Source organism: Arenibacter algicola (genome assembly GCF_018860365.1).
GTDB lineage: Bacteria > Bacteroidota > Bacteroidia > Flavobacteriales > Flavobacteriaceae > Arenibacter > Arenibacter algicola_B.
Window position 1 is genome coordinate 247,108 of record NZ_JAHKPO010000014.1, and the last position, 21,831, is coordinate 268,938.

The 21,831-nt window shown below is 39.6% G+C and carries 14 protein-coding genes; 8 read left to right on the forward strand and 6 right to left on the reverse strand.

Annotated elements, in window-relative coordinates:
- Positions 1 to 295 precede the first annotated feature (295 nt).
- The 6 genes from KO529_RS12345 (at position 296) to KO529_RS12370 (ending at position 10,617) form a co-directional block, all read left to right on the forward strand.
- Complete coding sequence (locus KO529_RS12345) at positions 296 to 895, forward strand: DUF6642 family protein (RefSeq protein WP_215948186.1); 600 nt, start codon at positions 296 to 298, stop codon at positions 893 to 895.
- 714 nt (positions 896 to 1,609) lie between these two features.
- The gene (locus tag KO529_RS12350; RefSeq protein WP_215948187.1) at positions 1,610 to 3,907 is read left to right on the forward strand and encodes an InlB B-repeat-containing protein; all 2,298 of its coding nucleotides are present in this window, start codon (positions 1,610 to 1,612) and stop codon (positions 3,905 to 3,907) included.
- Positions 3,908 to 4,201: 294 nt separating this feature from the next.
- Positions 4,202 to 6,778 carry a DUF4838 domain-containing protein gene (locus KO529_RS12355; protein ID WP_215948188.1) on the forward strand — a complete coding sequence of 859 codons (2,577 nt, stop codon included), beginning with the start codon at positions 4,202 to 4,204 and terminating at the stop codon, positions 6,776 to 6,778.
- A gap of 50 nt (positions 6,779 to 6,828) precedes the next feature.
- Positions 6,829 to 7,080 (forward strand): hypothetical protein, encoded by a 252-nt coding sequence (locus KO529_RS12360; RefSeq protein ID WP_215948189.1) that lies wholly within the window; start codon positions 6,829 to 6,831, stop codon positions 7,078 to 7,080.
- 193 nt (positions 7,081 to 7,273) lie between these two features.
- Positions 7,274 to 10,144 (forward strand): WD40/YVTN/BNR-like repeat-containing protein, encoded by a 2,871-nt coding sequence (locus KO529_RS12365; protein WP_215948190.1) that lies wholly within the window; start codon positions 7,274 to 7,276, stop codon positions 10,142 to 10,144.
- A gap of 155 nt (positions 10,145 to 10,299) precedes the next feature.
- Complete coding sequence (locus tag KO529_RS12370) at positions 10,300 to 10,617, forward strand: hypothetical protein (RefSeq protein WP_215948191.1); 318 nt, start codon at positions 10,300 to 10,302, stop codon at positions 10,615 to 10,617.
- A 664-nt stretch (positions 10,618 to 11,281) separates the two neighbouring features.
- Here the strand turns inward: KO529_RS12370 and KO529_RS12375 are convergent.
- The 3 genes from KO529_RS12375 to KO529_RS12385 all read right to left on the reverse strand — a co-directional run bounded on the left by KO529_RS12375 (position 11,282) and on the right by KO529_RS12385 (position 14,264).
- Positions 11,282 to 11,620 (reverse strand): hypothetical protein, encoded by a 339-nt coding sequence (locus tag KO529_RS12375; RefSeq protein ID WP_215948192.1) that lies wholly within the window; start codon positions 11,618 to 11,620, stop codon positions 11,282 to 11,284.
- A gap of 579 nt (positions 11,621 to 12,199) precedes the next feature.
- A complete protein-coding gene (locus KO529_RS12380; RefSeq protein WP_215948193.1) occupies positions 12,200 to 12,982 on the reverse strand; it encodes a hypothetical protein in 783 nt (260 codons plus the stop codon).
- 202 nt (positions 12,983 to 13,184) lie between these two features.
- Positions 13,185 to 14,264, reverse strand: a complete 1,080-nt coding sequence (locus tag KO529_RS12385; protein ID WP_215948194.1) for a metallophosphoesterase — start codon at positions 14,262 to 14,264, stop codon at positions 13,185 to 13,187.
- A 169-nt stretch (positions 14,265 to 14,433) separates the two neighbouring features.
- Here KO529_RS12385 and recQ point away from each other — a divergent pair, with 169 nt between their 5' ends.
- A complete protein-coding gene (gene recQ / locus KO529_RS12390; protein WP_215948195.1) occupies positions 14,434 to 16,560 on the forward strand; it encodes a DNA helicase RecQ in 2,127 nt (708 codons plus the stop codon).
- Positions 16,561 to 16,912: 352 nt separating this feature from the next.
- Here the strand turns inward: recQ and KO529_RS12395 are convergent, their stop codons facing one another.
- Together KO529_RS12395 and KO529_RS12400 are read right to left on the reverse strand one after the other, a co-directional pair.
- The gene (locus KO529_RS12395) at positions 16,913 to 19,141 is read right to left on the reverse strand and encodes a TonB-dependent receptor (protein WP_215948196.1); all 2,229 of its coding nucleotides are present in this window, start codon (positions 19,139 to 19,141) and stop codon (positions 16,913 to 16,915) included.
- A 211-nt stretch (positions 19,142 to 19,352) separates the two neighbouring features.
- Complete coding sequence (locus KO529_RS12400) at positions 19,353 to 19,898, reverse strand: hypothetical protein (protein WP_215948197.1); 546 nt, start codon at positions 19,896 to 19,898, stop codon at positions 19,353 to 19,355.
- Positions 19,899 to 20,492: 594 nt separating this feature from the next.
- Here KO529_RS12400 and KO529_RS12405 point away from each other — a divergent pair.
- The gene (locus KO529_RS12405; RefSeq protein WP_215948198.1) at positions 20,493 to 20,633 is read left to right on the forward strand and encodes a hypothetical protein; all 141 of its coding nucleotides are present in this window, start codon (positions 20,493 to 20,495) and stop codon (positions 20,631 to 20,633) included.
- Positions 20,634 to 20,652: 19 nt separating this feature from the next.
- On the opposite strand, the gene KO529_RS12410 is transcribed toward KO529_RS12405, so the two are convergent.
- Positions 20,653 to 21,747, reverse strand: a complete 1,095-nt coding sequence (locus tag KO529_RS12410; RefSeq protein ID WP_215948199.1) for an amidohydrolase family protein — start codon at positions 21,745 to 21,747, stop codon at positions 20,653 to 20,655.
- Positions 21,748 to 21,831: the final 84 nt, after the last annotated feature.

Below are 21,831 nucleotides of genomic sequence, written 5' to 3' on the forward strand. Positions count from 1 at the left end.
ACAACAATTATTTATCGAAATTAGAGGTGTCCTAAAAAGGGGAAGCCTACAGAGTGACACCGAACTTTTTCGTGAGGTGCATGAGTTCCTCACTTTAAAATAACTAGTTAAGAATAAATAGAAGAATTAGATTAGGCGGTAGCCAAATCTTAATCAAGATTCACAAATCCGATAAAAAACAAATTAATAAGTCATTTGTAAATGTATGTGGAATGGGATTTTATATGAAAACGCTGAAAAACTAGAAGAGTTACAGTAATTTTGTGTTTAACATACTTTAAATAATTTCAGAAACTTGTTAGAGAAAAGACGTCAGTTGCCCCAAGAACAATTTATAGATGCAGATTATTTCATTTATTGTTTGGAAGCGGTTCATGAAATAGAAACGGACAAGGTTACCGAAGCCCAAAAAAATTTGGAACAATTGGCCATGAATTATGGGGTAGCTAGCATATATAAAACATGCGACACCATTGAAGGACTAGAAGATAGCTTAAATGCATTGGTTCTGGACGACCATCATTTTAAGAATTATGAAATCATCTATTTGGTCATGTCCGGTGAGGCCAATAGTATTTGTCTAAATGGTTATTACTATAGTTTGCAGGAAATTGCAGAAATTTTTGAAGGAAGGTTAAAAGGAAAGATTTTACATTTTTCGAATTCAAAAATCTTGGATTTAGACGAAGAGGAAGCACAATATTTTTTGGATATCACTGGCGCAAAAGGTGTTTCTGGCTATGGTAAGGAATTTAATGGAATAAGTAGCGCAAATCTTGATAAAGCATTCTTCAACTTATTTATGGAAGATGATAATATGTTGGATGTGGTAGAAGAGTTGCACCAAAGACATTACAACGTCTGTAAATTACTGGATTTTAGATTGTATTATTAGTGAAACTCAATTTTGAGAAGTCAGTAAGACGCACTGAAAATTGAAAGTTGACCTAATCCCGCTTTTTTCGGCGGGATCTTGGTTCAATACCTCGACCCTTAGGTCGATTCCTATTATTGGGTTCAGGGCTTGCCATGAGGATTAATACCTTTTATTAAACCATATTGCAACAGGCTAAACCAATAATACGGCATAAAAATGGAAGGTCTTATAGATCTTTTCTTTTATGAGCGTGATGGTGCGTGGGCTAAGTTGTTACTAACTTCATTTATTTTTTTCATTCATAAAGTTTCTTCCAATAAGGTAATGAAACCGATTTTTTATTCAAGGTTCATGAACTCCTATAAAAGCAATATAATTCTTGTGAATAAACACTTATTAGGCTAACCAATGGTGACAGGGGAGTGTCAACTACTTTTTTGTGAATTTCATGAATTCCGTATTTTAAAGTAATTAGCTATGAATAAAGGTGTGTGGAATGGGATTATGTTATCATTATCGAATTATCTACCAATTATTTATTTGAAGAACTAGACTAATGCACTAGTATACGCCAAAAAATACTACATACCGATAAGCCCGATAGAAAGTCAGTTCTAGTAAAAAAATAGCTCCTTGGTTAATAAGATTTAAATCATGTTTTAACCATAAATACTGCCAATTAGCTTGCCAATTTACTTTTTTTATTTAAATTCACTTACCAACCAATTGTTTATGAGAAAGTTAACTAATTTTATTTTAGCTTCAATTCTCCTAATAAGCTGTAGTACGAGCGATGAGAATGATTCACCAACCGTGGCTAAGGAAATAACAAAATTCGCCCTTGCTGTAAATTTATCCCCATCTGAAGGAGGTAGCGTGTCGCCCGATAAGGGAAAATATGACAAAGGTTCAAAGGTCAGCGTTACGGCTAGCCCGAATGCTGAATTTATCTTTGTAGGATGGACGGGTAGTGCAGTAGGGTCTGAAAACCCTATTTCGCTTACCATGGACGCAAACAAAAATCTTACGGCCGTTTTCGAAAAACGAGTTTATGCCTTGTCCGTGACCATAGAAGGCGAGGGTACGGTAGACGAAAACATCATTCAAGCTGGTAAAAGCACCGATTACGCTTCCGGTACCGTGGTAGAACTAATTGCCAATCCGGGGGAAGAATATTTGTTCGTCAGGTGGTCAGGCGATTATGAAGGCACTGAAAATCCACTTCAATTGAATATGGACGAAGAAAAGCATATCACTGCCGTATTTGAAAAAAGACAGTATGCTTTGAATATCTCCATAGAAGGTCAGGGCGCAGTTGCTGAAACCATTGTTCAGTCGGGCAAAAGCACCGATTACGTTTCTGGTACCGTGGTAGAATTAACTGCCAATCCCGGCATTGGACAAAGGTTCGTCAGTTGGTCGGGAGATCACGAGGGAGCCGAAAATCCTATTCAATTGACCATAGATAAGGAAACGAATATTACAGCAGTTTTTGCAGAAGGGTTTACCAATGCCGTTGCTGTCGATTTCGAAATTGTAGAAGGAGGCCATCTTGAAATACGAAATACCGATACACAGGAAACCCTTCAATTAAACACAAGCTCGATACTTTCTTTTGAAGCAGGCAGTGAAATAGAGATTCTTGCAATTCCGAACGACGATTATCAGTTCGATGGATGGTCCGGTATCGTTGAGGATCGATTACAGTTGATAGACCAAATAAACATTACCGCCGGGGGCGGAAGTTTGAAGAGTTTCTTTGTGCCAAAAGATTTAGGAACCCGCATAAGAAGGACTTCCTTCTTTGACGAAACCGTTCTAGATTATAGAGGCTCAGAGCATTTTATGGTATGGTGGGACAAAGAGTGGGACCACAACCATGACGCCAAGGATGTTTTAAAATGGGCGGAATATACGTACGACTATGGTATAACCAACGGAATGGAACCTCCCATTGGTTCTGAAACGCACTATATCAACATTTATGTGCATCATAAGGGCAATGAAGGGGATGGCATTGATATTCTTCCCGACGGATGGGGACAAGGTGTAGGCACCGATGAATACGGCATGCCGTTCTACACCGCCCCGGGCCATTTAGAACGTCATGTTGTGATCGAAACACGACCTACCACCGGATCGGTTATGCATGAAATTTTCCATATCATGCAGTATAAAGCAGGTAACCATTACAATACGTTTAGTTATGAAGACCCTGACAACAGATGGTATGTAGAATCCACGGCAAGTGCATTTGAAGACGTTCGTACATCACCAAAAGATTGGTATGGTGACTATAACGTAATACCGAGTTTTACCATGCAACCACAAATTAGTCTATGGGGTCCTGAACCTGAGGTTAAGACCTTTAGCCGAAATGGCAGGCAATATGCAGGGGTGTTATTTTTTATGTACGCGTACTGGAACGAATTAATACCTGAAGGTTTTCTTGCGGATTCGTTTTACTCTGGTTATGATAAGAGTCCCCAAGAATATATGTATGAAAACCTTTCCGATTTCAAAGGAATATTTAGACAATTTGCAAGAGATATTACGGTGTTGCACAATATTCCCGATCAACCCAAGGAAGACATCAAGCAAATTCAAGAATGGTGGCGATTATACGGAATTCACTCGGGAAACGAACATCAAGGGGTCAACGACGACAATTCATATAGTCTAGAATTGACCGATGCGGGAAGTTCGGGTTATTTTTCCCCTGTTGAAAAAAACATGGCATGGTCGCATACCGTGATCAAGGTCAACAACACGACAGCATCTTCCTACAATATAGATTTCATCGGTGATTCCGTTGGTGACGAGGGCACCGCCTCAGATTTTTATGTGGCAACAATCATTGCTATTGATGAAGCGTACACCTTTTCAACCATACCTATAACAAATCACAAAGGCATTACAACCTTAGATGTTCCTTCAAATGCCACGTTATATTTGGTTGTGGTTTCGACCCCTGAAAAATTTAACGGAGATGAAGAATTCGATTATCAATTGAAAATTGATAAACTTTAACATATACATGTACAATCTTCCCCGCAAAACACCTTTTACATACGCGATAAAAATTGATGACCCAGTGGGTGATTAATTTTTTCGGCGAGATGATGCCGTTGGCCTTGTAGCTAATAGTTATCCTTAAATAACTTAACTGGTGGAGTAGGGGCTTAAGGATAACGCTGGATCCTAAAATTTAGGGACCGGACCAAGGAGTTATTATCTCCGTGTGCTCCATAATTCGCGTATTTGAAAATTCATGGTCTTTTGTTTTATAAAATGTTATTTTCACAAATCTAAATACATATTAAAATGAAAGAAAAGATGCAACCTACTTTCTTAAAAGGGGTGTTTTTAATCTTGTTAATGGGTTCTTTAATACAATGTTCCCCAAAGGTAGCATCCTCATTTTCAGAAGAAGAATGGGCTGCTCTACCCGCAGACGGGCCCAATTTGTCCACTTTTACCGGTATCTTTTGCAGTTCGGGCGCAACAGTATCAGAATTGTATGCTGCAACTGAATTTCAAAGATTTTTTAGAGAATTTACAGGTAAAGAGTTGCCTATAGACAGTTCCGAATCAAAGATTGGAAAAACCATTTTAATAGGTCCTGAAGCAGCTGCCAAGGTTGGTTTAGGGAAAAATATAAATAAGCTTGGCGAAGAAGGGTTTAATATAGATATTTCCAAAAATCAAATAGCTATTTACGGTGGTCAACCCCGTGGGACACTATATGGTGTTTATGAGTTTTTTGAAAAATATTGTGGTGTTCGGTTCTTGACAAAGGATCATACTTTCTACCCAGAGGAAGGGAAAAATAAGAATTTTAGAATCAAAGGTCAAAATTATAGTTACGTTCCTCCCTTTACTTTTCGTTCTTCCCATTATGGTGAAACACTCCAAAACCCTTCGTTTGCTGCTAAACTGCGCACCAATGCGGTTAAAGGTGATGAGAAATTTGGCGGTATTACGGGGTATATACGTGTTAGTCATAATGTATCTAATCTTGTTCCTCCTTCCATTTATGGCGAAGAACATCCAGAATACTATGCTTTGGTCAACGGAAGGCGAGAAGTAAGTATGCATGGCGGTGGACCACAATTATGTTTAACAAATAAGGACGTTCTAGACATAGTAACAGAGGCTACTTTGGAGGCCATTGAGAAAGATCCCACAAGGAAAAATTTTAACGTTGCACAAATGGATAATGGTAGTTACTGTACCTGCGAATCCTGTGCTGCTCTCGATGCTCAAGAGGAATCCCATGCGGGCACCATGATTTCTTTTGTCAATGCAGTAGCAGAGCGGGTTGAAAAAAAGCATCCAGAGGTTTTAATTGGTACTTATGCCTACGAATACACGCGTAAACCACCTAAAACAATACGTCCCAGAGACAATGTTATGCTGATGTTGTGTAGTATTGAATGTTGCAATTTTCATGCGATCGACGATCCTACTTGCACTCTTAACGAAGAATTTAGTAAGGATATGGATGATTGGAATAAAATAGCCAAAAACATCTTTATTTGGAATTATAATGTCAATTTCAGGGGATACCTCCTCCCTTTTCCAAATCTACAAAGCATCGGAAAGAATGTGGAATATTTTGCAAACAATAGTGGTCGTGGGGTATTTATGCAGGCGGCCGGAAATGGTTTTTCTACTGAGCTCAGTGACTTACGAAACTATGTAATTTCGCGCTGTCTATGGAAACCTGGTCGCGATAGTTGGCAAGAAACAATTGACTTTTGCCGGATGCATTATAAGGAAGCCGCAGAACCTATTATTGATTACTTAAGCTATTATCACAATTTAATTGAAAAAGAAAAGCGCCACCCCGGTCTTTTTTCTACTGAAGCACCTTTATGCTTAAATGCTGAATCCGTAAATCAAATAGATTCTTTTTTTAAGGAAGCACTTTCATTAGCAAAATCAGAAGAGGTGCGTACGCGAGTAGAAAAGGCTTCGCTATGTGTTTATCGTGCAAAATTGAGTGTAGCTACCATGAATCTTACCTATGAAAATGGATTGTGCAAGCCTTCTTTAAAGGATACTGAAGGGTCTCTATTGGATACATACACTGATTTATGTGCAAAGTACCATGTAATAATGGATAATGAATATGTAAAAACTGAAACCTACCTAGAAAATATGCGTAAAATTTTTTCAGGTATGAAAGCAGTTAAATTAGAAAATAACTATTGGAGTTTAGTGGTATTACCTGAAAGTAATGCTAAAGTGGTGGAGATGACCTATAAGCCTACAGATAGAAACGTTGTACAACCTACGCGTGCATTTGATCGTTTTCGTTTTGAAGAATGGGTTAGGGAGGGAGATGGTCCAAAACCTGATGGAATTTTGGGGTATGAAATTGTTGAGCAAAGCCCTACAAAAGTAATTATTGCACTTACAACAAAGGATGGTTCACGAATAGTACGTACCATCAGTCTCGAAGGAGATGGCATCCACTTTGAAACATCATTAAAATCAAAGATAGACCGTACATTTAATTTCTTCGTACACCCTGAATACAATGCAGGGTCAGGCTCTTTAGACCCTCAAGAAGTTGGTGTTTATGTTAAAGCCAACCATTGGTTGCAGGTTAACCAAGGTTGGGAAAATGCAAAACCAACGGATAAGACAAATTCAATAATGAAAGAAGGTCTTAAAGGGGGTTCCTTTGCCTATTATAATCAGAAATCTGGATTTGGTGTCGAGCAACGTTTTAAACCGGGTACTTTCGAAAATTTAAACCTTTTCTGGAGTCCAGAGCGAGTACAAATCAATTTGGAAATGACGCCTAATGTTAAAAAACTAAAAGCGGGGCAGGAGGCAAATTACGCGTACGCTATACATTATTTGGATAAAGCACCACCAATGAACAATTAAAAGTTCCTCGCTCTCCCCAAATATTTTAAGAATAAATTAAACTTAAAATTATGGTAAGAAAATTTAGCTATTTATTGCTTTTAGTATTTTTTAGTCTCGGTTGTGAAAGTAATGGTGATGGCTGTGAAGAAGGTTATGTAAGGCAAGTTGGACCAGATGCTTCTGAATGGTGTGTTGAAGAATTTAGAGAAGATGGCACAGAGTACCGAACTGGAGAAAGTTGTTATCATCAAAAATATGGCCTAATAACTTTTACCAGTGGTATTTGGACAGACAAACACAATCAAGTAATTAATCCTTAGTATCTTTTAAGGATTCCACACTTCAACACAGCATCTTGAAAAGGATAATATTAAGCTTACTTTTTAAGGCCAACAATTACCAAGGGCTAGTCTTGTTTTTTTTGAGGTTAAACCCTATCTTGTAAAGACCTTCCAACAAGTAGGTAGTTTTACCGTTCCTCCAGTTAAAATAATTTTGATAAAAATTTAACCCATGGAGAAGAACAACTTACCTGAACAATCCAATTCAAAAAAAACTTCAAATAATCGGTCTGAAATAAAGGATTATGAAGAAAATACTCCCGGATTGGAATTCGCGGATCGCGAGGAACAAATTCGTAAAACCTTAAATAAGAAATGGGCGATGCCTGTTTATATACCGGAAAACTTGGATCCGGGTCCCGCCATTTTAGATAAAATTGGGCCTAAAGAAATCGGTACCATTATTGGTGATACTAAGAATGTAAAGCTAATCACTTGCAAAAATCCGCAAGAGAATGCAAGTTTTGGATTTATCGATGTTTTTGCACGGGTTGAAAGCAAGGAAGAAATAGTCAGAAGCACTTTGGTCTTAAAGTTCGATCCTGGAAAACTCGGGATGGTAGCTCTCCGATCCCTTAGATTATTTCGTTTTAACCCCGAAAAAGAAGGGTATGAGTTAATTGTCCGTTCGGGCCTAGGTCGTCAGGGCAACTATGTTTGGGGACAAATACATCAGGCAGGAAGCTTTGCGGTGATCGGAATCAATACAGATCCCTTGGTTCAGAATACATTACATATGCTGGGGAGCATAAAAGAGGTGACTGCGCTAGCCGACCCTACAGTCTCAAAGCTTATCAGAGATCGCTTGTGTCTTGTCATTCTTTGTTCCAGCGAATTCAAGGAGCTCGTTGCAAATGTCGAATTTATAGAAAAGCTCGATTTTATTGGTAGCGCAAAGGGTTATCCCATGCCTAGAAACTCGGCTGGCCTACTTCCTGGAGGCGGTGGATTGGGTAATTTATGTAATTTCTGTCTGGGACTTCCCAGAAATCCACCCGAATTGGATATTCCATTAATTCCATTTCCAGATCCAGTTTGCTATTCCACCAACTGGGAATCTATTGGGCCAATAAATTTATCGGGAATGGTCTTGGACATAGCCTTAAACCCTAGTAGCAGCGATGTTCTCTATGTCGCCGCGCTTCATTCTGGCGCCTGGCGCCTAAATGAAGTATCTGACTACCCGGCAACTAGTTGGGTCCCAATCTCAGAGAGTATACTTCCAAATTACCTTCGTAAACTATCGGTTTTTAACTTGGATCAAAATGTGATCTACGCTTTTGCCTCTGAACCTGATCAATTACCATATTTGCTATATAAAACCACCAACGGTGGTCGTATTTGGCATGAAATCACAATTACAGGAGCGGGATACTACCACCAAATCGCCGTTCACCCTACCAACCCTGAAATAGTATATGTAGCCTCGCAAAATGGTCTTTTTTATTCTGATGATGGTGGTGTTGGATGGAACCAAATCCATGACAATAATATCATGGATATTGCAATTGATCCAGAGGATGCTTCAATTATATACATCATATCCCGAAACAAAGTATTTAAAACCTTTAGTGGGGGATTGGGTGCAGATGCTTGGGAACTTTTGTTTGAAGCCGATTTGGACCATTCAGTCTACTCGGCTAAGATTGCTCTGGGGAATAACAATGCAGATGGAAGTCGGCAAACAGATTCGAACCGTACCGTTGTTTATATGAGTAAAGAACGAATCTATTTGAATCAACATGGAGGCAGGAATATAGGGGAAGGATGGCAGTTCAAGGGGGCATTGGCATTTAACGAACCTCTTGACGAGTTCGAAACCGCTGAACTGGCATTGGATATAAATCCCTTTGATCCAAATATAATTTTGGCGGGTTTTGATGTGCTTTTCCGTACGTCGGACGGTGGGGATCATTGGTCAGCGATTGAAACATTTCATCATCATGAATTTAATAGATATCGTGCCGTTATCTTCGACAGAAATACAAGTGGCCTTGGATACCTTGCAACAGAAACCGGAGTATTCCGATCTATCGATTCGGGAATCACATGGTATGTTGAAGGATTTAGCAGAGATGAGGAAATCGCGGCCGGTCGAAACCTCAATCTAAATCTGGTTACAGCCGATATGAGTGCAGCTATACAGAATGATATGGCAATGGGACTGTTTTGGGGAAAGGTCTATAGTTGTGCGAATATTACTTCAGGTAACTGGGATCAATCCGACCATGATGGGCCTTATATAAACAATATTCATGCAGATCCCAAGAGAATCGGACGTTATTATGTTCAGATAGAGCGTCGCCAGTGGATGATTATATATCCCGGCGACTTCCGTTTTTATGGTGATTTTGGTTCTGCTGCTCCATCGGACAACATGGCTATGGCCGTTGACGAAAGACGGGGGTCGAATATCATCCTTTCAGGTACTAGAGAGGTAATTCCGGAGGGATCCATATTAATTACCCGGGAAGGGAACAAACTGCCTTTCCTTAATCCGGCTGGAACTTGGGAGAACTTACCGGAATGGGAAGAGAGTTTGGATTTACCTAGCAGTTATATTATTGCCATTGCTTTTTCAAAAAAAACACCTGGTAAAGCTTATGCTATTTCTTGGAATCATGATGTTTATAGGAAGAACAATGTTGATGATTCGCGGAGTTGGGAAACCCTACCGAAACTTCCTGGGTCTACTGCACTATATCATCTGGCTATTTCAGTAGTAGGCGGAAGGGAATGTTTGTACGTTTCAGGTTACAGGACGGTAAAACGATCCTTGAACGAAGGCAGGACATGGCTAGAAATAGCACCAAATTTGGATGATGATTCCCATTATTGGTTTTTGGTACCCCATCCGATTGATAATGAAATTCTCTATTTAGGTGCGAGTAATGGGATTTACATATCCTACGACAACGGTGATCATTGGTCTCCTTTTGATATGAATTTACCCAAAGTAAGAATTCGAAAGATGCAATACGACAATGGGTACTTATATGTTTGCACTAGGGGCAGAGGCATTTGGCGTAAACGAATTTGCTGATCTCTTCTAATATAATACCTCGATTTAAAGTTTCAGAACGGATTAATTTCAGAGATACTAGATCTTTGAAATTTATATCCTATTTTACATAATGTTAGAGCATTTAAAGTAAAGCTTCAACAGGGAGTAAGGTAGTGCTAAGAAGTTGCAGCAAGATGACAATCCTGGCTGACGTAGGCAGGAATTTCCTGAAAAATTTACAGCCGCATCAACTCGCTCAAAATTCCAAAGATTCCCAATCTTTAGAATTTTTAGCGTGGCACGGGCAGATTGACAACGGTAACTGTATTTATTGGCAGCTCATAATTGGCGTATTTGAAAATTCCTGGGCTTTTGTACGGAATATTGAAACTATGGTGTGTGTTCATATTTGTATTGTTGGCCTAGTAAACGAAAATTTTAATGGAAAGGGACATTCCCGTAAAACGGCTTTTACATACGCGATAAAAATTGATGACCCACTGGGTAATTAATTTTTTCGGCGAGATGATGCCGTTGGCCTAGTGTGCAAAAAGTTTAATGGAAAGAGACATTCCAGTAAAACGGCTTTTACATAATGGCTAACGATATAATACGCTATCGCGTAAGTTATATCTGCAATTATGTAAAATGCAAGCATACGCCGTTTTACGCTATAAGCATATTTGTTCTATAATTTACATTATGTAAAATAGAATATTTGAAGTACTCCTGCGAAGTCCTGGTATACTCCAATTTTAACGAGTTGGTTGCCGTGGCCGGGAATTACGTTAAACCTTCTTCCACTCATTCCCTCTACATCGTCCCGCCGATCTTTAAAATCATCCACTGGATAATCTTAAAGCATCGCGTATGTAAAATACGATAAAATATAGTAGATTGAGTATCTCCTATATTTTATGCGAGTTGGTGCGCTGGCCTTCATTTCTTACACCATAAATAAAGATGTAAAAGGCCCTCTTCTTCCTCGCACAACCTCCATTACTTTCAGACTCTCTTCAAAAGTTATATTCCGGAAAATCTCTAGGAACATTTTAAATCCAAAAAAAGCTCCGGATATAAATGTCCGGAGCTTTTCTTCCTAATTTCCCAATGGTGTTTTTGGTCTTTAGGTGTATGCTGTTGTTTAAACAGTCACAGGGAAATTGTAGGAATCTTTTAATACCTCAACATGTTGCTGTATTCTTCAACTGATTTTTGTATTTCTAGATAAGAACGAATTTGAGCCATTGTTTTCTCAAAGAGTTCAATCTTTAAATCCTTTTCCCTCTTTAAGGCCTTGATCAATTCTGAATTCGAATTTTTCAGGCTACTTAAAGTTTGTCGGAGGGTTTCAGATTTAATAAACAAGGAGTATGTGTTGGGTTCACATACATAAGAGGTCAATTTTCTTTCCAATTGGCATAAATCATTATTGGTACGCTCCAATTTTAGAATACATCCAATGTTGGAAGGCCTGCTAATTAAATTTCTACTAATTTTTGGGGTTGTTTCCATAGGTGTAAGCTTTGTTTTAGGGTTAACGGATTTTTTTTTGGTACACTCTTATATAATTTGATTTTATTGATTTGAATTAAAAAGATACGACAAAATTCCCACTTTTGTACTAGTAAATTCCTCATTAACATTAGTTTAAAGCAATATTAACACCTTCGTAGCATCGACGTACTGGGTTATTTCTTCGACAAACGGCCTAATTTCTCTGGAAACCTTGCCTTTCATTAGCTCCCTACTATTCTCAGAATTGAATTACCCTCTTCACTCCCCTCCTGCCCTAAAATCTTTAATTTAACACTAGTCCCAATCCGCGGGTGTACCCTGAGCGGAGCCGAAGGGTTATAAGCTGACGGGACCCGTAAGCAACCTATTTTCAATTTACTTAAGTGTTTCTTATTGCTTTTGATAGGTTTTCGTGAATCTTCGATTTCGACTTAAATCAAACTGTCGAGGCTATCTTAATTTCCTTTTTAGCAATCAATTTTCAATTAACAATAGAAAAACTACACCATTAGGATCAAAAAGAAACCCCGATGCAATGCATCGGGGTTTCAAAATATCGTTATAAATTATTTGTAACTACCAGCTAATCTCTTCAGATTCTCCATTAGGATAGGTAACAGTACCCGTTTGATCACAACTACCAGTACCAAAGTCCAAGGAAGCCATCATACCATTCACTTCCAATTGCATAACGCCAGAAGTAATAAAGGCGCATCCCAAGTTGGCGGATAATGGTTCGGTCACTGTAAATTCGTAGGTTATACCATCTACGGTAATGTCCCAATCTCCTGTACAGGTAACATCTGCTCCTTCAGCATTGATCTGATCCAAATGCCAGCTAAGTACTTTATTTCCCTTCCAGATTACAGTGTTTCCATTGTCATCCTCAAAAGTGGCATCGGTAACTACAGTAAATGTTGGACTGTTGGGATCAGAGAAATCGAAAGACATGGTTTTGGTGCCGTTCAATAAATAATCATTGTAAGTGAAGTCGGTAAACGTAACTTCAAAACTGCCCTTGCTGCCATCGGTACTACCATTGTTTCCAGTTAATACAATGGTTCCACTTATGGTTTTACCTTGTATGATACATTGATTGTATACTACCGTAATACTTTCTTCAGCAAATGCAAGTGTTGCACACTCTGTGTTGGTCTTGTTAGTTTTTCCTGCTTTGTCGTTGATCAATAATTCTGAGACCAACTCGTCCAGTCCGTCAGAAATTGAATTGACCTGCATTTGGGCTTTAACTTGTTCGGGGGTCAGACTTTCATCATTTAAACTATTCATAGCATCATTGCTACAAGCAGCCATCAAAATAAATGCAAAGCTTAAAACTAAATAATTAAATGTTTTCATTGTTTGTGGGGTTTAAAACATATTTAACTCGGCTAAAATAAGCCCTTATATAATATTATGTTAAAAAAAACGCAGATTTTCGACTTACAGTATGTATTATTAAGAAATATCTTACAGACGAATTGATTTTAGGGCGAATTAAGCCTTAATTATCAGGATCTTTTTCCAACAACCGTTGTAATTACTCCTCTTTATAGTAGCATCAATCCAATTGAAAGCTAAAATTATTGTAGTCGTCCCGATGATAGGCCATTTTTTGTGTAGCTGGCGAGATGGCGAAATAAGGTGAAAATGTTGTAGTAATTACGGTCTTGCCATCGGGTAAAAACTCCATGATACGGAGCCAACCATCTCCCCCATTTCCATTCCAACCTCCACCCATGGCTTGCGCATTAAAAGTAATCTGATTCACTTTTTTGCCGGCTGCATTCCTGTCCACCTTAAATGCGGTATGTCCCTTAAAATTATCAGGGGAGCCAATATGGCCCGAAAAGACCATTTGTACGTTCTTGGAAGGGGCCACTAGCTTTTCCCATATGGCCTTACCATAATTGGCATCTTCTATGGGATAGTTTTCTTTTTCCTTATGCTCGTTTTGGGCACTTAGATAGGAATGGGTGAGCATTACCACGGTATGATCTTTATAAATTTCTTTGGAAATCTCATTGTTGGCCCATTGTAAAATAGTGTCACGTGGTGCGAATTCCAGGTTCAGAAATAAAAATTTTCTTTGTTGGGGAGATATCAGTTCATAGGTGGCATTTTCCACCGAGGGCAATCCATCTATGTTCTTTCCAGCGGCGCGTAAAGCCTTTGCATTCAGTAAGTTTTTATGCACAGGAAAATACTGGCTGTAATTGGATTTTCGGTTTTCAACACTTTTATAACCAAAATCGTGGTTGCCCGCTGCCAAGATATAGGGGACTTTCCCGTCCAGACGCTCAAAGGCGTGCGAGACTGCCCTCCATTGGTCCCTACTGGGCATATTTCCGTTTATTTTGTCCGGGACCAGTAGTTCGTTCTGCTCCACCAAATCGCCCGTGCACAGCACCATTTTTATATTTAGGGCATCTATATTTTCACTGATCCAAGCGGTCATCGTTTCCAAGGTGCCCTGGTTTCTTTCAAATTTCACGTAGGTCTGGGTGTCCGGAACCAAAATAATGGACCAGGAATCCGGATTGGATAATTTGGGAGGCATATAGGCTTCTTGTGCCCTTGCTGCAGTGGAAAGTAAGAAAAGGGATAAAACAAAAAGGCAAAAACAGTGTCTTAGGTTCATTTTGGTGGATTATTATGGTTGCAATGGATAAATTTAACCTTTTTAGGTTAAGACCAAAAAGACCGTTGTTCTATTTTGATTTATTTCTTGGGATTTTAAGACCTTGAAAGTTGTTGTAGGACTCCAAATATGATTATTTTCGTTCCTTACAAAAGTTTTACCGATACCCATGCCCGATTTCCAGAACGAATTAGTTCCCTATCTAAAAAAGTACTTTGGTTTTGATCGCTTTAGACAACAACAAGAGGCCATTATCACTTCGGTTTTAAATAAGGAGGATTGTTTGGTCATCATGCCTACCGGGGGCGGAAAATCTATTTGTTTCCAGTTACCGGCCCTATTGTTCAAGGGCACTACCTTGGTAATTTCGCCATTAATTGCCTTGATGAAGGACCAGGTAGATGGACTTATTGCCAACGGTATTCCCGCAGCTTTTTTTAATAGTAGTCAGTCTGCCGAGGAACAACAGGCCATATTGGACAGCACCCATAAAGGGGAATTAAAGTTGCTATATGTAGCACCGGAAAGCCTGCAGGGCCTGTCCCCTATTTTAAAGGAAGAGTTTGTTAGTTGTGTGGCGGTAGACGAGGCCCATTGTATCTCCTCCTGGGGACACGATTTTAGGCCGTCTTACCAACAATTGGGATTTTTAAAGGCTTCCCTGCCCCAAACACCTATTATTGCTTTAACGGCTACCGCGGATAAGGCTACCCGCCAGGATATTTTGGCACAATTGCAGATTCCCAATGCCAAGCAATTTTTGGCTTCCTTTGATAGAAAGAATATTTCATTGGAAGTACGTGCAGCCCATGATAGGGTGTCCCAAATACTTCAATTTATAACACAAAGACCCAATGAATCCGGCATTATTTATTGTTTAAGTCGAAAATCCACTGAAACCCTGGTAGAAAAGATCCGCAATAGCGGTATCAAGGCAGCCGCCTACCATGCGGGATTGGATTTTGACAGCCGCAATAAGGTACAGGAGGATTTCATTTTTGACAAGACCCAGATCGTCTGCGCCACCATTGCCTTTGGTATGGGAATAGACAAATCCAACGTGCGCTGGGTGATACATTACAATATGCCCAAAAATATAGAAGGCTATTATCAGGAAATAGGTAGGTCCGGAAGGGACGGACTGGCCGCACATGCTCTTTTGTTCCATAGTTATGCCGATGTAATCCAGTTGCAAAGATTTGCCTCTGGCGCCGCCAATGAGGAGGTACAGTTGGCCAAGTTGGAGCGTATGAAGCAGTTTTCGGAGGCCTCTAGCTGTAGAAGAAAGATTTTACTGAGTTATTTTGGGGAGTATTTGCAGGCCGATTGTGGCAATTGCGACGTTTGTAAAAATCCACCACAGTTTTTTGATGGTACGGTAATAGCACAAAAGATATTGTCTACCATTGCCAGACTTAAGGAGTCGGAGGCAACGGGAACAGTAATAGATGTGCTGAGGGGCGCGCAGAATGCCAACATTTTGGATAAAAATTATCAGGAAATAAAGACCTATGGCATTGGCAAGGATATTTCATGGAACCATTGGCAGCATTATACCATACAGCTTATAAACCAAGGCCTCTGCGAGATTGCCTTTCATAAGAACAACGTACTTCGTTTGACCGATTTGGCCAAGGCCGTATTGTTCAATAACACCAAGGTACAATTGAGTCAGCCCTTGTCCAAGGAAGAGCAAATGGCGGTCCGCAAGGAAAGCAAGTCCAAGTCGGTTAATGAAAATTCCCTGTTTGAAAAACTTCGGCAATTGCGGTTTCAAATTTCTTTGGAGGAGAATATTCCAGCATACCTTGTTTTCAATGATGCCACCCTTAAGGAAATGGAATCCAAAAAGCCGGTGACCAGTGAAACGTTCAAAGAGATCAACGGAGTTGGGCAACGTAAATTGGAAGTGTATGGGGAAATGTTCATCAATGAAATCAAGGCCTTTATAGAAACAAACCCAAAGAAAAAGAAGAAGAAAAAAAGGAAATCGGACACGGCATTGGAAAGTTATGAGCTGTTTAAGGAAGGTAAAAACGTTGAGGAAATTGCAGAGATCAGGGGCCTAAAGCCCAATACCATTTTGGCCCATTTGGAAAAGTTGTACCATGACGGGAAGGATATAGACATATATCAATTGATATCGAAAGAAGATGTAGCCAAAGTTGCCGAGGCCAAGAAAGAACTTCAAGACCCGGAAGGCCTAAAACCTTATTTTGAGCATTTTGAAGAAAAATTGGAATACTCTACTATTCGTTTGGCACTCAGCATTATTGAAAGGGAGAAGATTTTATAAATTGAGTTGAAAGTTGAAGGTTGAATGTTAAAAGTTTAAGGTTTCAAAGTTTCAAGTTTAAAAATAAAAGTCATTTCGATCGAGCAAAAGCGAGGAGAAATCGCACTGGTAACTCCTGATTGTAGTTAAAAGTTTAAAGTTGAATGTTGAAAGTACTATCGTCAGTTCGAGGGCTTCTCGATACAATTTTGCTCCACTTCGTTATGCAAAATCACTCGAAGTGACGTGTCGGTAGGCATTGTGTATCGAGAACTCTTTATAGGGTAGAAAGTTTTTGATAAGAACGACACAAAAAAACTCCTTCCCCTCAGAGGACTTTAGGGAAGGAGCTATAATTTGGTTACAACCTCCGTTAAAAACTAACAGATACCTTGCCCCTGGCAAAAAACGGCGTACCAGGGGTAAAATGGATTTCTTCTACCGCTTCCGTTTCGTTGAACAACCTACTGGTAGTGGCAAATTGGGTCTCGTTCCATTCCGTATCAAACAGGTTGTCCACGATGAGTCCAAAACTCCAATTTTTCCAGGAATAATTCAGATTGAAATCAGTTACAAAATACCCCTCGGCGATAATGGAATTGTCCTCATTGGCAGGTCTGTCTTTAATAAATCGATAGTTCACTCCCCCCGATAGGTTCTTAAATCCCTTAAAGGTAAGTCCGCCCGAAGAAGTCAGGTCTGGTGCCAATGGAATATAATCCTCCCCACTAGGGTCTTCCGCGCTTCTGGCATAGGTGTAATTAACATCGCCATAGGCGTACAACCAATCCGTTAGCTGGTACCTCGCTCCTAGGTCTACCCCAAAACGCTTGGTTTTACCACTAGGTTCCACAATTCCCGCATCCCCCACGTATACAAACTCCTGCTCCAAAAAAAGGTGCCACAGGGCCATATTCAATACCAATCGGTCTTTTGGTTTATAAATTGTTCCTATATCGGCCCCGAAGGCCAATGGCAATATTCTTTCCCCATTATTGGCTGTGACTACCCTGGTATCATTGGAATGAAACCCTATTCCGGTTTTTGCATACAACTGAAGGTCTTGGGAAGCCTGGTAAATGGCATTTAGCTTGGGACTGACCACCAATTTGTTTTCACTCTTTTGGTCATAGGCCGTCGTCAATAAATTTTCATAATCAAATTTTAAATAGTCTATACGAACACCCGGATTAATGTTCCACCTATTGATTTTGTAATTTATATTGAAGAACCCATAGGCGTTCAATTCATCTATGTTGCCCAACGCTAGTTGCTCCAAGGTGGTCTTTCTGTTCATGGTATGGGAAAGCTCTACCTCGTTAATGTCGTCGTATCTAAACCCTAAACCCGTATTGAATCTGAACTGTGAATTATTTTCTAAATGTATGGTTCTATCATAACTGCTCTCTCCCCCGATCAGGGTTCTATTTTCCTTTTGCTTTATTTGATCTCCATTAATGGGGTCTTCAAGGAAAAATGTAAAATTGGAATACAGCTCAAAATCATATTTGGAAATAAAGAACTTGGATTTAAACCGGCTATGCTGGTCCAATTGTTTGTCATGGTTCAATAATAAATTGGTACGGCTGGTATTGCCCCCCTCGGTATCGTCTATGGCGCCAAACCTGCCAATGTTTCCATTGTCAACGGCCCGTTGGGGAATTTGTCCCGAAGCATCCCATTTGCTCTGAAAATGGGAGGCGGTCAAATTTACTTCGTTGCCGGCATCGTCCTTATGGTTGTAACGCCCCATAATGTTTATTCTATTAAAATTCTGGGGAGATTCAAAAACGCCATCGGAAATCAAATATTCTGAGGTGATATAGGCATTGTCATCATCGCTTTCCAATAGTTTTAGCATCCCCAAGCCCCTTAAGGTATTGTATTTTCCTACCTCCATGCTAACCACATTTTTATCCAATGTCTTTTTAGTGGTCAGGTCCACATAGCCGGCCGTATTAAAATTACCTTTATCGGCATAGTAAGGTCCCTTGCCAAAATCTATATTATCTATGGTTTCAGGTATTATAAAGTGCATATCGGCATAACCCTGGCCATGGGCATGGGATACCATGTTTACTGGTAAACCATCCACATTTATAGCGATATCCGTTCCATGATCTATATCAAATCCCCTTAGGAAAATTTGTTCGGCCTTACCGCCACCGGCATGCTGGCCAATTATGAGACCAGGTACCTTCCTAAGTATTTCCTGGGAAGATTTAACGGGATCGGATTTAACGTCCACGTTTACAAAGTTGCTCATGGCATTTATATTGGATACCAGTACCACCTGATCCAAGGAAACTGCAGCCTCTTCCAGGACAATCTGAAGTGGTGTATCCAACTGATTTTCAGATATGAGTAGTTCTTTGTTCTTAAATCCAAGACTGTAAAAATAGATACGATCATTGATGGTTACGTTTACCAGACTAAAAGCTCCCGAATTATTGCTGTAGGTATAATTGCCTGTATTCTTATTGTAGACCCCTACTCCACTAAGGGGCGTGTTGTCCTGGTTGGTTATTGTTCCACTTATGGTATGCGCATTTAAGGTACCGGAAAGTAAAAGAATCAATAGGCCAAGGGTTTTTATAATCATAGTATTAATTTTTATTCCGAATAGCTAGGTGCTATCCTTGATATATATTTTGGGCATACCTATCCATGTAAAGCCATTGGCTTTGAACTGGAAGAAGTTGAATGCCTTTTCTTTAAAGTATCCTGGGATTGGATAATAACAATTTAGAAGCGAACCAATTTATCCAGTATAGGATGTTGGATGCCTTTTAGAAATTATTACGTTCCAAAAATTAACAAGCTGGTTTTGGAGGAGGTACCATGGGGTAATGAATTCCTTTGGAAGTGTTTTCCTGTATTTTGGAAAAATAGGATTTGGTAAATATAGTTATGCCAGGGGAAGTTTTATAATGGGCGACCACTATATGCTTGTCCAAATCGGATTGCACCTTAATCTTGTCGTTGTCTTGATGGGTAGGGCTTGAATCACTGAATGCCATACTCATAAAATCTATAACCTCATGCTTATGGGGTTCCGAATTGGGTGAATGAGGGTGACTGTGAAAGCCTATTTCGTTTGATGCTATATGTTCATGGGATTCTAGTGAATAGGTTGATGCCATAGCCTGGGCTTTATTCTGCCCGTCATGGTCGTTAAAATCATGTGTATGTGAGGCAATGGAATGATGCCCCATTCCTTGATCCAGGGAATGGGATAAAAGGTGCATGAGTTCCGTTAACTCCTGCTGCAAAGGGGCTATTAGATAGCAGATGCCAATAAAGACAGCTACACTTCTAAACAACCACGGCTTAAAGCCTTTTTCAATTTTCTGGGTCACGGATACCTTTTTTTTACTCTACTTTCTGAAAATATATGTGTTGGATTTCATTTTTGCTGAAAAATATAAAATCGCAACGGTTTAACTGTTAAAATATAGTGAAACATTCTGTTGATTTTTTTAAGGAGAGGTTAGTAGTGAGTAATTAAAAGAGAGTATTGAGAAGTGGTAAATGGGTATAGTAAATTGGTTGAAAAAGAACCAAGAGCCTAGAAGATAGAAGTTTAAAAGTGTAGAAAGTTCTAACGAATCTAGATTTACATAAATATTAAAAATAGAAAGTCATTTCGAATGAATATGAGAAATCGCACTGGTAACTCCTGATTGTAGTTAAAAGTTTAAAGTTGAATGTTGATATTGATAGTACTCTCGTCAGTTCGTGGGCCTCTCGATACAATTTTGCTCCACTTCGTTATGAAAAATAACTCGAAGTGACGGGCCGTTTGGCATTTTGTATCGAGAACTCCTGTTGGGATTGACTAGGGAAGTTCTGTAGCCAAAGTTATCGAATAAAAAAATTAACAATAAAACAACAATTTAATTCCAAACGCGTTCTTAAAAAAAAGTAATTTTATATCACAAAAAAAGTTAGATATGTCATTTTTATCACCACAGATTGAAGCTTTGGCCAAAAGAAAAAAAGAACAGTCCCTTGTTAAAAAACCCGATTCTTGTGGTATTTTTCAGGAATATGGGAAATTGGAAAAGATTCAAAATCCCAGGGAAAGTAAATAGCCCAATTTTTTGGGCATTGCTAATCCTTTGGAAATAAGCTCTTGTCCAATCCAGGGATAAGGTTTAGTGCATTCTTGTAATATAGCTTTTTTAGTACTTCATCGGGTAAGTCCATCCCGTACATGGCCCAGAAGGCGTGGTATTTCTTGTGGTACGGGAAATATTCGTCATCGGATTCCAGTACCCTAAAATAGGTTGGGAATTCTTCCGGTTTCCAACTATCCTTACCAAATAGGACTCGGTCCTGATATTTCACAAAAAATTTATGTGCATTTTTCGGTTGTCTGCCCAATTCTGCAATAATGGCCCCAATACCTACGTACATATTGGGCATTTCGTCCAATAAACTGGCCAGGGTGCCCAAATCATTGGCGTACCATCCCATATGGGCATTAATAAAATTGGTTTTCGGATGCTTTTTAAACATCCTGTGCTGCTCCCCAATAATCTGTTCCCAAGAGGCCGGGTCCGTTGCCGAGCGCTTTCTCCTAGGGTGTGTTTTTAGTTCCAACCATCGTTCGTTATCCGAATTTACCTCATCCCAGAAGGGTTTGGGGTCGGCTGAGTGGATTAGGACCGGTACGCCCATTTCCCCGCATTTTTCCCAAATGGCACTTAAGCGATCATCATCTACGGCCAATCGTTTTCCAGAGGTATCGGTATCCCGCAATCCTAGACTTTTATACACCTTAAGTCCCTTGGCACCATTCTTTATATCGGCTTCCAATTGTGCAACGGCCTTCTCGGACCAGCCCGGTTTGCCAACTCCATCAAAATCCACATTGGCAAAGACCGCAAATCTGTTGGGATAATGGTTCTTTATATTCTCCAATGATTGTTTTATTCTTTCTCCCGAGCCACCACTAAGGTTGACCATGATTGCCAAGTTGAGCTTATCCATATCTGCAATTAGCAGGGAGATGTCCTGTGTCGGCATTTGGTACTGATGGCCATGAACATCTATAAATGGAAATTTGGCCCTATGTATTTCCTTTCCAGGGACTTTAAGGGTTGAAACGGGATTGTATTCCTCGAAACTCATGTTCTGGGAAAAAGCTTCATTGGAAAGGGCTATAAGCAAAATGCAGAGTGGGACTAAATTCTTTAAAGTCATTACGTCATCAAATTAGATCCTAAATTTATGCTATATAGAGGACAACCTAAAGTTTGAAGCTAAAAAATATCCAGATCATTAATT